At 55.4% G+C, this 14189-nt stretch carries 13 protein-coding genes; 7 read left to right on the top strand and 6 right to left on the bottom strand.

Annotated elements, in window-relative coordinates:
- Positions 1-23 precede the first annotated feature (23 nt).
- From ACYZTW_RS13705 to ACYZTW_RS13685, 5 genes are all read left to right on the top strand, one after another.
- Complete coding sequence (locus ACYZTW_RS13705; RefSeq protein ID WP_462005315.1) at positions 24-947, top strand: LysR family transcriptional regulator; 924 nt, start codon at positions 24-26, stop codon at positions 945-947.
- A gap of 98 nt (positions 948-1045) precedes the next feature.
- Complete coding sequence (locus ACYZTW_RS13700) at positions 1046-2476, top strand: IS1182 family transposase (protein ID WP_462004904.1); 1431 nt, start codon at positions 1046-1048, stop codon at positions 2474-2476.
- A 304-nt stretch (positions 2477-2780) separates the two neighbouring features.
- Complete coding sequence (locus tag ACYZTW_RS13695) at positions 2781-3071, top strand: hypothetical protein (protein WP_462005314.1); 291 nt, start codon at positions 2781-2783, stop codon at positions 3069-3071.
- Positions 3072-3265: 194 nt separating this feature from the next.
- On the top strand, positions 3266-4690 hold the full coding sequence (locus tag ACYZTW_RS13690) for a sensor domain-containing diguanylate cyclase (RefSeq protein ID WP_462005313.1): 1425 nt from the start codon (positions 3266-3268) through the stop codon (positions 4688-4690).
- 165 nt (positions 4691-4855) lie between these two features.
- Complete coding sequence (locus ACYZTW_RS13685) at positions 4856-5284, top strand: hypothetical protein (protein WP_462005312.1); 429 nt, start codon at positions 4856-4858, stop codon at positions 5282-5284.
- Positions 5285-5883: 599 nt separating this feature from the next.
- Here the strand turns inward: ACYZTW_RS13685 and ACYZTW_RS13680 are convergent.
- Both ACYZTW_RS13680 and ACYZTW_RS13675 read right to left on the bottom strand, forming a co-directional pair.
- Positions 5884-6786, bottom strand: coding sequence for a universal stress protein (locus ACYZTW_RS13680; protein WP_462005311.1), 903 nt, complete (start codon positions 6784-6786; stop codon positions 5884-5886).
- Between the two features lie 177 nt (positions 6787-6963).
- Positions 6964-7584, bottom strand: coding sequence for a cell wall hydrolase (locus tag ACYZTW_RS13675; protein ID WP_462005310.1), 621 nt, complete (start codon positions 7582-7584; stop codon positions 6964-6966).
- A 175-nt stretch (positions 7585-7759) separates the two neighbouring features.
- Between ACYZTW_RS13675 and ACYZTW_RS13670 the strand changes: the two genes are divergently transcribed.
- On the top strand, positions 7760-8611 hold the full coding sequence (locus ACYZTW_RS13670) for a CAP domain-containing protein (RefSeq protein WP_462005309.1): 852 nt from the start codon (positions 7760-7762) through the stop codon (positions 8609-8611).
- A gap of 74 nt (positions 8612-8685) precedes the next feature.
- On the opposite strand, the gene ACYZTW_RS13665 is transcribed toward ACYZTW_RS13670, so the two are convergent.
- From ACYZTW_RS13665 to ACYZTW_RS13650, 4 genes are all read right to left on the bottom strand, one after another.
- Entirely contained in the window at positions 8686-9474 is a 789-nt protein-coding gene (locus ACYZTW_RS13665; protein ID WP_462005308.1) for a DeoR/GlpR family DNA-binding transcription regulator, read from the bottom strand.
- Between the two features lie 500 nt (positions 9475-9974).
- Positions 9975-10514, bottom strand: coding sequence for a hypothetical protein (locus ACYZTW_RS13660; protein WP_462005307.1), 540 nt, complete (start codon positions 10512-10514; stop codon positions 9975-9977).
- Positions 10515-10952: 438 nt separating this feature from the next.
- Positions 10953-11984 (bottom strand): IS110 family RNA-guided transposase, encoded by a 1032-nt coding sequence (locus ACYZTW_RS13655; RefSeq protein ID WP_140894597.1) that lies wholly within the window; start codon positions 11982-11984, stop codon positions 10953-10955.
- 315 nt (positions 11985-12299) lie between these two features.
- Complete coding sequence (locus ACYZTW_RS13650) at positions 12300-13655, bottom strand: HEAT repeat domain-containing protein (protein ID WP_462005306.1); 1356 nt, start codon at positions 13653-13655, stop codon at positions 12300-12302.
- 189 nt (positions 13656-13844) lie between these two features.
- Between ACYZTW_RS13650 and ACYZTW_RS13645 the strand changes: the two genes are divergently transcribed.
- A complete protein-coding gene (locus ACYZTW_RS13645; protein ID WP_462005305.1) occupies positions 13845-14120 on the top strand; it encodes a hypothetical protein in 276 nt (91 codons plus the stop codon).
- The last annotated feature ends 69 nt before the right edge of the window (positions 14121-14189 follow it).

The raw sequence follows: 14189 nt of genomic DNA, 5'->3' as shown, positions 1-14189 counted from the left end.
ACATAGATGAATTTGAGTTACCAATGAGCCAAACCCTGGATTTGTCTTTTTTCTACCTGCTGGCCAACAAAGGCAGCCTGGCGGCGACGGCGCGAGAGTTGGGCGTCACACCGCCGGCGGTGAGTAAACGCCTGACCGCGCTGGAAGCACGCCTGGGCATTCGCCTGGTCAACCGCACCACGCGTTCGATGAGCCTGACCTCGGAAGGTGAACTGTATTTTTCCCATGCCGCGCGCATCCTGACGCAGATCGATGAGGTCGAGCAGTTGATCAGCAGCAGTCGGGCGACCCCTAAAGGCCTGATTCGCGTCAACGCCTCGCTGGGGTTCGGACGTCGCTACATCGGCCCTGCCCTGGGAGCGTTCTTCGCACAGTACCCGGAAGTGGAAATTCAACTGGAAATCAGCGACCACCCGCTGGACCTGACGACTCACGGGTTTGACCTTGGAATTCGCTTCGGCACGCTGCCGGACGCCGCCTTCCATGCCCGAAAGATCGCATCCAATCGCCGTCTGTTATGCGCCTCGCCGCTGTACCTGGAACAGCATGGCGTGCCCCAACGCCTGGCCGATTTACAGCAACACAACTGCATCTTCCTGCGGCAAAACGAAACGCCCTATGGCGTGTGGAGTTTCACCAACGGTGGGCGTACGCAAAACATCAAAGTGCGCGGCGCGTTAGGCTGCAACGACGGTGAAGTGGCCCTGAACTGGGCGCTGGAAGGCTACGGCATTCTGCTGCGGGCCGAATGGGACATCGCCCGTTATGTGCGCAGTGGCCGCTTGCGCCTGGTGCTGGAGGATCAGACCCCCACCCGCGCCGATGTCTACGCCGTGTATCCGCAACAGCTGCACCTGTCGGCGCGGGTACGCAGCTTGATCGATTTCCTGGTCGAGCGCTTCAAGCACATCGATCATCTGGAGGAACCGGAATTTACGCGCGACTGAACAGGGTTGGCTGACGTCAACTCACGGCCCAGAGTGTGTAAAAACGCCTTCGCGAACACTTGCTATGATTTCTGAGGATTTCATCGCAGGGATCGCCCATGAAGCGCTTTATCCAAGGTGAACATCGTGGCCAAGGCACCTTACTTCCCGAGAGCCTCGACGACTACGTCAGCGATACCAATCCGGTGCGCGTAGTCGACGTCTTTGTCGACGAACTCGACCTGGTCAAACTGGGTTTTGAAGGCGTCATACCGGCAGATACTGGCCGGCCTGCTTACCACCCCGCGATCCTCCTGAAGATTTACATCTACGGCTATCTCAACCGCATTCAGTCGAGCCGGCGCCTGGAGCGAGAAGCCCAGCGTAACGTCGAATTGATGTGGCTAACCGGGCGTTTGATGCCGGACTTCAAGACCATCGCCAACTTCCGAAAAGACAACAGCAAGGCCATCCGAGGCGTCTGTCGCCAGTTCGTTGTGCTGTGTCAGCAGTTGGGACTGTTCGGAGAACATCTGGTCGCCATCGATGGCAGCAAATTCAAAGCAGTCAACAACCGCGACCGCAATTTCACCAGCGCCAAACTGAAGCGGCGAATGGAAGAAATTGAATCGAGCATCAATCGTTACCTGACGGCACTCGATGCTGCCGATCGGCAAGAACCAACAGCTTCCGAGCCCAGTGCCGTGAGGCTGGAAGAGAAAATCGCCAAGCTCAAAACTCAAATGAAAGAGCTTCAGGTGATCGAAATCCAGCTCAATGAATCGCCGGACAAACAGGTCTCACTGACCGATCCAGACAGCCGCTCCATGATGACGCGCGGCACGGGAATCGTCGGCTACAACGTGCAGACAGCGGTTGATACTCAGCACCATTTGATCGTTGCCCATGAGGTGACCAACGTCGGTTCTGACCGCGATCAACTCAGCTCGATGGCCGAGCAGGCCCGCGAAGCGATGGCGGCAGAAACGTTGTCGGTAGTGGCTGACCGAGGTTACTTCAAAAGCGAAGAAATCCTGGCTTGCCACGATGCAGGCATCACCGCCTATGTGCCCAAGCCGATGACCTCTGGAGCCAAGGCTGACGGGCGTTTCAATAACGATGCCTTCATCTATGACGCAGCAAAAAACGAATACATTTGCCCGGCTGGAGAGGCGCTGATCTGGCGCTATACCAACGTTGAAAAAGGCCTGACGTTGCACCGTTACTGGAGTTCGAAATGCCGGGGTTGCGCAATGAAACCGCAGTGCACACCGAGCACGGAACGGCGGGTTCGACGCTGGGAGCATGAAGCCGTCCTGGAGGAAATGCAGAACAGGCTAAGCAACGCGCCGGAAATGATGCGGATCCGAAAACGGACTGTTGAGCATCCCTTCGGGACGCTCAAACAATGGATGGGTGCAACGCACTTCCTGACGCGAAAGCTCAACGGGGTCAGTGCAGAGATGAGTCTGAACGTGCTCGCCTACAATTTGAAAAGGGTCATGAAAATCATCGGCACCGCTGGTTTGATGAATGCGTTAGCGGCGTAAAAACCGCTCTTTTTGCCCCATCCAAAGGACTTTCAGAGGTTGTTGAGCCGTTTAGCTGTTCCTCAAAACGTCGTGATGTTGATCAGTTTGCGAAACGAAAGCACGGGCTGCTGACGTCGATACAGAAAACTCAATCTGACGTTTTTACACACTCTGGGCCAGGAGCTGCCGGTGGTCGTTGCATTTCGCTTGTCACCGGCGTTTGACTAAGCTGAACAAATCGGTACGAACTGAAACCCAAGTGGTAGCGGCAATCAGCGGATCCGGATGGGTATCAAGACGGTAAATCACAAAGGAGACGACTATGTATGCGGTCATAAGAACCTACTCAGGTCCTGGTGCAAAGCAGCTTTTCGATGTTTTAGAAAAGCAAAAGGCCGACGTCGAAGCTGCCCTCCGGAAAGTGACTGGCCTCGCAAGCTACACACTGCTACCTCTCGGTGATGGCGGTATGTCGGTGACTGTTTGCACGGACAAGGCCGGCACCGATGAGAGCATGAAAGTCGCTCGCGACTGGATTCAGAAAAACGCTTCGCACATCCATGCGAACCCGCCAGTCGTCACGGAAGGTCCGGTCATTGTGCAGATCAATTAGTGCGCCCCTTGCGTTCGCGTGAACATTTTTACCTGCTTGTGCAGCAGAAATTGGGAAGGAGTCTAATATTGAAATGCCATAGGTCGGTCCATCCCCTATCTGCGTAATGATGCGTGAGACCGTTGGCATGCAGGCGGCTTTGGAGCCAATACCGGACCGGTGTTGGCTAAATAGATTTAAACCTGGAGGGAACCATGAGCAATCTCATCGCCAGCGGCGAGCCACCTGAAGCCGTCCGCCTCATGGTCAAGGTTTACGCTTACTTGCTGCTCGCAGGATTTGCGTTTGTTCCGGCCTATCTGATTGGCTACTTATACGTCTTTCAAGACCCCACCCTTATTTTCGAACACCACCTGTTCCATATAATTGCGATCACGGCAGCCACCTTGGCGGGCCTGTTTGTTACTTACGTCACGTGGCGCTGCTATCAGTCATCGGGAGATCCGCTGCTGCGATGGATGACGCTTGGTTTTCTCGGTTTTGTACTCATCTACGCGTTGCATGGTGCGTTCACCGGGCTTGCACACCACAATATCTGGCTCTTCCTGCTTTATGGGCCGGCCTCTCGACTGGTCATGTCGATTCTGCTGTTAGTCGGAATGCTGTCATACCACCGCCCACCTGATGCCGCGGACCAACGAATGAAGGCCCGCCCGTGGTTGACCTGGATAGGACTGTTCCTGCTGGTTGACGTGGCAGTGGCGTACGTCGCGAATTCGCCGATCGCCGGCAACCTCGCGGTGCGCCTCTCGATGGAAGGGGGTGCCCTCGTTCTTTCCGCATTGACCGTGGCATTGCTCCTGCTGCGCCGTATCCGTTCGCCGCTGATGATGATTTTTGTCATCTCGGTCACCGCGTTCGCGCTGTCATCGCTTGCCTTCATCCTTGCACGTCCGTGGAACCACATGTGGTGGCTCGCTCATGCGATCTTCGCCGGTGGATTCTTCATGTTGAGCTATGGGGTCGTGCAAGCGTTCCTCACCACGCAGTCGTTCTCGAAGATTTACAGCCAAGAGGAGTTGATGGTGCGTCTTGCCGAAGCGATGGCGTATACCGAGAGCGCCTTGCAGGAACTCCAGCGCACCAATCAAGAACTCGGGCACCTTGCGGCGACCGATCCACTGACTGGCGCTGATAATCGGCGTCGGTTCATGGAGCGGGTCGAAGTCGAAATTGGCCGGACCAAGCGCGGCGGTGAGCCGTTCTCCGTGTTGGCACTCGATCTGGATAATTTCAAGTCCATCAACGATCGCTTCGGGCATCAGGTTGGCGATGACATCCTGAAGAGTTTCGTGGAGAAATGCCTCGATTCGATCCGGCCGTATGACGGCGTAGCCCGAGTGGGCGGGGAAGAATTCATGATCCTGCTACCTCAGACTTCACTTGAAGGCGCGCACGTCATCGCTGAGCGTCTGCGAAGCACCGTTGCCAATAATTCTTTTCATGGCCTGCAGCGGTTAACCGTGGTCACAGTGAGCATCGGCGTATCGCAATCCGGCCGCGACGGCGACACCATCGAGGCCATTCTGCGTACAGCCGATCAACGCCTGTATCACGCTAAACACGAAGGCCGTAACCGTGTGGTCACTGCCATCAAAACCAGCCTCCAATCTCTGTGAAAGCGTCGGCACCGATACCCGGCTTTGCCCATCGCAACAGGTAGCAATCGGCCAAAAGCAGACACTCTTGGTAGTACTTCGCGATGGTGTTTTTGGCGAATGGCTTTATGAAGCAAAGCAGTATGACGCTCTGATACATTCGCCCTTTTTCGGGAGGGAAAAATTATGCGAAGGATTATCGCAACGGGGGCGTTCTTGCTGGCCTTGGGCGGTTGCGCAACATCACCTATGCGGGTCTCTGAAGCGCGGTCAGTGCCGGCCAATGAGATATACGCGTTCAAAAGCCAGGGTACGAAAGATCCGGGACGCCTGACCATTCTCCGTGATGACGGGTTTGTCGGTTCGGGATGTGACGTCGTGTTCTACATTGATGGTCAGCGCGCAGCCAAGATAGGTCCCGGTCAGAAGGCATCTTTCGTTTTGCCTGCCGGTGAGGTGAACCTCGGCACCGGGCTCGCCGAGTCTGGATTATGTGCTGGTGTCGCGATCAAAACTGTCGCGGCCAACATCAAGCCAGGGAAAGAAGTGATTTATCGAATCAACTGGGATACGCAAGGTTTCTACTTGGGCCCCTACGTTGAATATGGACGTTGAGCCCTGACAGTTCCGGCCTGTTTCGCACGCCACACCACCTATAGTGAGTGATCGCAATCACCAAAGCGCACCCTGAATACGGAACGGGTGGCTCGCAACAACTCACCCCAAAACCGGGCAATCCCTCTGTCATTACGGTGGATGAAGTCACTATTTTGCCGGAGAAATAAAAAGTGCTAACAGACCAGCAGGCTCGTTTATCACTCAAAGAACTAATCGAAAAACACCTCAAGGGAAGAGATTCCGATTACGAACGTCTGATCGAAATCGTTCAGGATCCATCGCGGCAAGTTCCCATCAGAGGCGTGCTCACTTCAGGTCTGCTGATTAACCAAGCACTGGCAGATTTTACGTAGCAACGCAGACTTCAAAACGGTGCCTGCGTTTTTACACAGCCTGGGCCGATTGCAACCGGTCGCGGATGGCCGGAGTCGGCGAGGAGCGACCGGCGGACAAGCTGCTGGCATGTCGGCCTACGCTGTTTGATTTGTGGCGGCAACCGATGGCGATACCTACCGGGATATCTCAACACGCGCCCTCAAAAAATCCCGCCCCAGTCGCTGAGGTGCTCCTTGCGAGTCTTTTAATAGCGAATACATTCACTGATCCGCAGACCCCGTAACGGCGAAAATGTTGCAGGGCACTTGATACAGAACATGCTCCGTCGTACTGCCCACCCATTTGCCCAGTCCCTTGCGATGCGCATTTCCCATGACGATCACATCGGCCCGGTGATGCGCTGCAAAGTCGGCCAGCGCTTTGCCAGGTGGCCCTTCAACGAAGTGTTGTCGCTCAGTGGGCACACCGTAGTGGTCGGCCAATGCGATAAATGACTTTTGCAGTGACTTGCGCACATCGCTGCCGAAACCTGGCATCGTCACGGCACCAGCGCCTGCGTCGGCTATATGTGTCCGCGATAGATCGTAGGCATGCAGCAGATGCAGTTCCGCGCTGCATTGCATTGACAATCCGTTCGCCGCCTGGATGATGCGGTCGTTGATGCCAGTGATCTGAGTCTCAGGTTGTGACGGATCGACTGCCGCCACTACCACCCGCGGAAGTGGACACCTGATTTCGCTGACCAGATGCACAGCCACCGGACATTCGCGCAACAGGTGCCAATCCAGAGGCGTAATGAAAACGCGTTTGAGCGCGGACTCGTGTTGCACGTCCTTGATAACCAGATCCGGCTGCATTTCTGCCACATGCCGAAGTATTTCTTGCAGCGCGGTTCGCGTAACAAGCACTTCGGTACTCACCATGACCCCGCGCTCGCGTATTAGATCGGTCTCATCCTTCAACCATTTTTCGTTCTCTTGCTGACAGGCCTCACGAAAACGTGCACCCGCGCTCTTCAAACCCAAGAGGTTGGAGTCTTCGATAAACACCGTGATGTGCAGCGCCGCGCCAGTGGCTTCGGCAATGGCGACAGCTCGCTCCAACGCGGGGGTGTGACGCATGCCTGGACCGGCTATCAGAAAGAGTCGTTGATATTGGCTCATGTAACACCTCCAAACGTTCCGGGATATCTAGCTCCCCCAGCGCTCTCGCCTGTCACACCACCGACGATTTACTATCGCCTCAACTATCTGGATCGACACTATCAATATACGCCTGGATTCCCGAGTTTGAAGCCATAGGCTTTGAGGATGGCGTAGACCTCGCTCATGCGAACGTCCCTACTTCGCCGACCCGCCACGCGGCTTGTAAAAAAGAAACATCGAGGTCTCGGTGGTCTTGATGTATTTCCTGGCCCAAACGGGTTTCACCTTCCTGTCATGGAAATACATCGCGCCGTGGGTTCGGTCGTTGAGTTGCTTGTTTAACGCTTTGCGCGCGATTTCCTTGGCAATCGCGTATTGGGTTTCTTCCTGGACCTGATCCGAGCGTCCATCACACCACCACGAAAACTGACAATTTTTGGTTTCAGAACCCTGCTTGACCACGGCGCATACCGTGTCCGGAAAGCCCTCATGGCCCAGGCGATTCATGACGACGCTGGCGACGGCTTCCATGTCGGCGGGCGATTTGCCTTTGGCTTCCCAGTAAATGGAGCGGGCCAGACAGGTAATTACATCGTCCATGGGCGACTGACCGGCCGGATCCACCGCTTGTGCCTCGGAGGTGGTGATGGTTTCGGACTTGGGCACCGCTACATCGCTGCCCTTCTCCGCGGCTTTCTGTTCAAGGACCTCGGCCTTGTCCTCAGCCACTTCCTTTTTTTGCTCTTGCTCGGACGCGATGACTTGGCCGGCGAGAAGGGTAATTGCCAAGCAGGTGGCTATCCAGATAACTCGCATGATCGACCCTTCTGACGGAACCGGGAGCACGTCGCGCTGGTGACTTTGCTTGATTGTAGTTGCCAAATTTCATTCCAACAGACGGACAAAAAAACTGTCTTCGGGCGCGAAAAGGCATTGCGCTCGCGGGGGTGAAATCGCGCATCATGGGCGCAGTCAGCTCAAGGGGATTTCCATGCGCTTCAAATCATCTGCTATGCGTCTTGCCACGTTGTCACTGGGGATGTTGTTCGCCGTGAATGTGTTGGCGGCCGACGAGAAACAACTGATTGATTCGATCAACCTCTACCGCAGCCAGGTGCAGCGCTGCGCGGGTCAGGTCTCGCAGGAACTGCCACCGCTGGCCGGCGATCCACGGCTGGCATTGAACGCCACCGGCGTGGTCAATCTGCAGCAGGCCATGGCGAGCGCGGGTTATCCAATGAAGAATGTGCAGGCGATCAGCCTGTCCGGTCCGCGTGATGCGGCGTCGGCGATGAAAGACATTCAGGAAAGTTTTTGCCAGATCGTGCTGGACCCGCAGTTCGTCGACGTCGGCGTGAGCCACCAGGACCGTGATTGGCGCATCGTGCTGGCACGCCCGCTGTTGAGCGCTCGCCGGGGCGACTGGCAGGCGGAAGGCCAGAAGCTGCTGGCCGAGCTCAATATCGAACGCAGCAAGCCACACCAGTGCGGTACGCAATCCTTTGCAGCCACCACGCCACTGGCCTGGAACCCCATGCTGGCGACGGCGGCCGAGGAGCACGCCCGGTCAATGGCCAACAACAATTACTTCGATCACAAGGACCGCGATGGCCGTACGCCGGGTGACCGGGCCGAACTGGCAGGTTACAGCGGCGGGCAGATCGGCGAAAACATCGCTGCGGGGCAAGACTCCGTGCGCAAGGTGGTCGATGGCTGGGTGTCCAGCCCCGGTCACTGCGCGAATCTGATGAACCCGCAGTTCCGGGAGTTGGGCGCGGCGTATGCGGTAGATCCGAAGAGTGATCCGGGGATTTACTGGACGGTGATGTTCGGGGCGCCATAAACGCCCGGTTTTTTTGCAGGGTCATCCATAGTGATTGGACGACCCCCCAAGTCACGAAGTACTGATGGGGCGCTTCACGCCTCCACCTGCACCACCTCGATCCCGAGCTTTTGATAATCCTCGACATTGCCCGACGCCACATGACGCTCGGTGATCAGGGTATGAATGCGCTGACACGGCGCGACAACGAACGGCTCCACCGCTCCCAGTTTGTCGGCGGTGGTGACGGCAACGACATGGGAGGCGCTGGCGAGCATCGCCTGTTTGACCGGCACCTCGTCGAAATGCAGGGAGCTGATGCCGACTTCCGGGTGAATCGCGCAGACGCCGGTGAACAACAGGTCAGCCTTGATGCCCTCGATCAACCGCAGGGTTTCATGTCCGCTGGCCGACAGGGTCGCGGGATTGAGGTGCCCACCGGCCAGAATCACCGTGATGCCTGTGTATTCGGCCAAGGTGATCGCGATCATCGGCGAGGCGGTGACGGCCGTAATGACAATGTCCGAAGGCAGCGATCGGGCGATCTGCAGCGTCGTGCTCCCCGAATCGAAAATCACAATCTGGCCGTTCTGTACCTGGCGTGCGGCGAGTTGCGCCAGGCGTGTTTTCACCTCATCGGTTTCGCTGACGCGGGTGAAAAAATCCTTGCCGGTGTCTTTGGGCCGCGGCAGTGCCCCGCCGTGCACCCGCTGCACCAGCCCGGCGGTGGCCAGCTCCGCCAGATCACGGCGAATGGTGTCTTCGGACACCGCGAAATGCTGGCTGAGCTCGGAGGCCATGACCTTGCCGTCACGTTCGAGGATTAGCAGGATTTTTTGCCGGCGCAGATGGGGGAGCTCGGCGGCTGAGTGTTGCTCGTGCATGCTTCTGCCTGTTTTTGCGTGAAATTGCGCGTTTGTGCGAGACTAGCCAACGCGCGGGATAAACACAAACCGCCAGATATCAATTCTTTCGATGATTCAAATCATGAAGCAGAATTTTTTATTTTTTTGTGACCTGTTCAAGATGGCGCCATCACACATGTTTTGGATGGAAACTTCATGAATCTAAATTTTGCCTTTGCGTGCATGATCGTGGTTTCGTTTGCTATTGCGTTGGGGCACGCCTGATCAGGCATTGCCGAAGCAGAAGTGGTCGGGCGCTTGGGTAATTGCGCAGACTTGCCCACCCATTTGCATTCGACCTGACTAGTCATTTACATTGGATTTGACCATCACGCTTCGTGACCATGACCGGCAGAGAACGACCAATAGCTGTCCTTCGCCAAGGACAGCAGATGGCCAATCTCCGGGCGAAAGCTCAACGACTAACTTTGGTTTTTACAGACGTTGTAAACCTGATTCTGGTCCATTAATTCAACGCGCTACCCATATCCTGTCATCATAACGAGCTTGCGTTCAGTGATCCCGGTTGGCTGATAGGACTTTCCCTGGGCATCGATGTGAGGACGGAAGCCGGCGCCTGTCATCTCATCGATCAGCTTTTTTCGTAGGGGGACGTCAATAAGCCCTCTGTTGTTGCCGGTAGTAAGAAATACGGGGCGATCGGCTTTCAATAACCACACCGGCTGCGCGCTTACATCACCGTTGAAAATGTACATGCAGTCGGTTGAGGCACTGGTGAATTCAGCCTGGCGAACGTAATGGCCTTTCTCATACCCGACAAGTGTGAGTAAGCCGGGTTGGACCAGCGCAAGTGTATCTACCGTATCCATGCCTTCCTTTTGAACGCCATACTCAAAATAGGACCATTTCAGAGGGAGCATTCCTGGCGGTAAATGCTCCAAGTGAAGGTCTTGTTTCATACGGGCTAAATCTTCAGGTGATTCATAGGGAACTGTACTGCTGCAGGCAGCAATCAGCGCGGCGCAGCTTCCAGCTAGTAGCATGTTTAGGAGTTTCACTGTCACTCTCCATGTGTCCAAAAGTATGTGTCGGCATTGGCCAACTGAATAGGTGGCCGGATGCTATCAGAAAGACGGCAGGTTTCATGTTTAGAGCTTTCCATTTTGGCCGTTTTTCTTCTCGTTATCACGGGCTACTTCAAGTCTTTGGCTACGCTTCTCAATGACCGTATATGGACTCCTCCTCATTGCAAGCCCCGTTGCTTTGGCGCCCGTGCCGACTGCACACGTATATTCGGCCTCTAAATACAGCATCGTTTCGATGCAGGGCCATGATGGGCTATTCGCGCGCCGGCTCCCGATCGCTTTTTCGTGCTTTTCGCACTTGGACATTCGAGGGTTTTGCCGACGCCGGTTCGACCGGTTTGCCATCGTTCAGGTTGCTTCGCAATCGTGGTTAAGAGTTGTTTCTCTCGTAGAACACGTCGGGTAAATAGATCAGGCCGCTGCCTGATTCGGTTGGTAATCAGTGCCGTGACGCAGCATCGCCCAAGCCATGCGTGCAGTTTTGTTGGCCAGCGCAATAGCGGCCACATTGGGATGCGATCGCTCGGCTAAACGAACGGCCCACTGGCTGAGCCGATCCTCTTTGGATTTGGCTGTGCGTAGCGCCGAGCGTGCGCCATGCACCATCAATGTTCGCAGATACGTATCACCGCGCTTGCTGATACCGAGCAGTCGATCCTTACCACCAGAACTGTGTTGCCTCGGTGTCAGTCCCAGCGAGGCGGCAAACTGTCGACCATTGGCAAACTGACGGGCATCACCGAGAGCGACGACGAGCGCTGTGGCGATCATTGGACCGACACCGCGCAGCTGTTGAAGGCGAACGGCGGACGGCTCGTTTGTCGCGATCGCAGTGATCTCGCCGTCGAGCTTGCATACACGCCCATCCAGCGCACGAAGGTCGTCCCACAAACCATCCAGTAGACGACGAAAGCGTGCCGTCAAACCGTTATCCGCATCCTCTAGCCAGCACGGTATTGCACGACGCAGCATCAGCAATTCCTTCGGTGCAACGAGACCGTACTCGGCGACCAGCCCACGGATCTGATTGGCTTTGGCCGTCCGCTGTTCGATTAAGCCGGCCCGGATGCGATGCGTCGCCTGGATATCCTGTTGTTCGATCGTCTTGATGGCGACGAAGCGCATGCTGGGACGGCTCATCGCTTCGCAGATCGCCTCGGCATCGTTCGCGTCGTTCTTGTTGCTTTTGACATAAGGTTTAACGAACTGGGGGGCGATCAGCTTGACTCGAAATCCTCGAGCTTCGAGTTGCCGCGCCCAATGATGGGCCCCTCCGCAACTCTCCATGCCGATCTCACAACCAGGTTCGACCTTTTCCAGCACCGTTTGAAGCCAGCGATCACGTGGTAGCCGCTGCCGCCAGACCGGCTTCTCATGACAATCCACGCCATGGATCTGAAATACGTTCTTGGCCAGGTCGACCCCAATTCGCATAAGCTTCATGTGTGGACTCCTTCTCACTGTTGACTGTGGTTCGCACTTTCAGTCTGGCACTCAAGATGCCGAAGTGAGGAGGAGTCCATCCCATTGCTTTTGGCCCAGAGTGTGTAAAAACGCTTCGCCAAAATTGAGGTGTGCGCGTCTACGTTAAATCTGAAATTTATCGGCACGTCAGCAGATGTGGATTTTGCGTAGAAGCGCGATTTCCAGTCCGGTTTTGAGTACCTGTCGCGCTGAAAAACGTTTTTACACAGCCTCGGCCGATTGCATCCAGGGACACGAGCGCTGTCGATCAATATGTCCCGCTTTACTTACAAGTCAGTCTGTAATACAGGCTACGCTGTCGCTGCGGATGAGTCCTGTCGCGGCCAAGTTCCGGAGCTTTTGCGCCAATGTTACTCGCTCGGCCTTTGAGGTGACCGGATCGACGATTTGATATTGGCGATCGCACCACATCCCAACCTGACGTAGCCAAAAAGCCTGTGCACCCGTTTCAGTGCTCAGCCGCCCCAGCAGGTACGCCACCTGCTGCCAACCCGGCCTCAACTGAAGTATCGCCTGGCGGCGTGCTGTCGACAGTTCATGCCAATCCCGATCTAATTTGTCGCCTGATCCAGGGGTCACAGATTTCCAAGGTAGCTTGTTCAGTTGAGCGATTGCGGCGTAAAACACTTTGTCCGACGGGTCGTCAAGCGCCCTCAGCAACTCGGTCAATTGGTTGTCGCCAAGCAGGCGTATGGCCGCTTGCCGCACGGAGGAATAGCGAGAGCGCATCGCTTCTGTTAGCCACAGCTTGTCGAGAGCGACTTTAAGTTCGGTTGCCAAGCCAATAATACCGAGCCAATCCTGTTTCCGTGGTGGAAAGCCCTGATTCAATTTCTCCGTCAGGATGGCGCTTGCATCGACGTTATGGCGTACTGCTTCCCAGCGCGCCAAACTACGGATCGAGGCCGATGCATCCAGCAAGGCCTGACGTAACAATGGCTTCGGATCGTCGACCAACGGCAGTAGGGCGCGCAGCACGCAAACACGCACTTTGGCGCCGGGTCGTGATAGGGCTTCAAGTAACAGTGGTGATGCTTGCGCAGCTGGTAAATCTTGACATGCTGACACGGCAGCTAACCGTACGGTCAGCTCGCGATGAGCCAAGGCGCCCCTTAAAAGCGTCTCCGGCGCTGAGTCCTTTTCCAGCAATAGCGCAAACAGATAGCGCGCAGCTTTACCTTGTCGAGAAAGGAAATTGGCGTAGACCTCAGCCTTGATCTCAGGTGACTGCAGTACTGTGCGAGCGGCCATGAGCGTGGGACCATGATCGGCTCTTCGGCGCGCAGCCAACGCTATGAGAGGCTCCAGCGCGAACAATAGCGCCTGAGCCTGGGATGGAGTCATATAGTGATTCAGCCCCTCCAACGCCAGATCGCGAATCTGGGGTACCCAGTCGTTCAAACGCTGTATCAAAGCTACTAACGCTTCAGGAGAAGGATTATCGCACAGCCCCCTGACAGCGACTTCTCGAATGAAGCCGTTGTAGTGAGTACTGACCTCTATCCATTTTCCATTGTTTTCAGCATTCCCTAGCAGTTCCAACGCTTCGTTTCGCCGCTGTTCCGCCAATGAGGAGGCCGGCATCTGCTTGTTCTTCAGCCTACCCAGCCATTCCCTTATTAAGTTCACTTTTTAATCCTTTTAATGCTCGTGCGGACTGTCTTGTTAACACTTTAACCAATTTCTCAGGTCGACTGCATTCAGTTGGAAAGGGTGCTTTCGACCCGTAGCTGTCGTTCATTCGTGTCTATAAAATCCAGGGACCATTCAGTGAATAATAGCGGGAGTAAAAGGTGCTTTCAGACAAGATTACGGGATGTGAACCAGCAAATCGAAAAAACTATCGCTGCTATTCGAGACAAATGCATCGCGTCTGATGAAGTCGTTGTAGCTGATTACTTAAAGCGGTACGAGGCAAGCTTGGCGCTAATCGGTACTGGCTCAAAACAAAAACTGGAGGTGAGCTTGAAGGGGCTCTTGAACTGCACACGAGGCTACCTGGAAACCACCAGTCATTATGATCAGGAATTTCTCGGTGAAATGTGTGAGACGGAACGACTGATCAAGCAGCTGCTGAAGGACAAACTGCTGTGAGTTGGTGAAAAAGCCTGACTTCTACCAAAAAAATATCTTCCAAAGTACAGCCTTTTTGGCGGGGAGACC

This window comes from Pseudomonas sp. LB3P25, from assembly GCF_054897985.1.
Note: the sequence above shows the minus strand (reverse complement) of the source record. Positions and strands in the feature narration are given on the sequence as shown.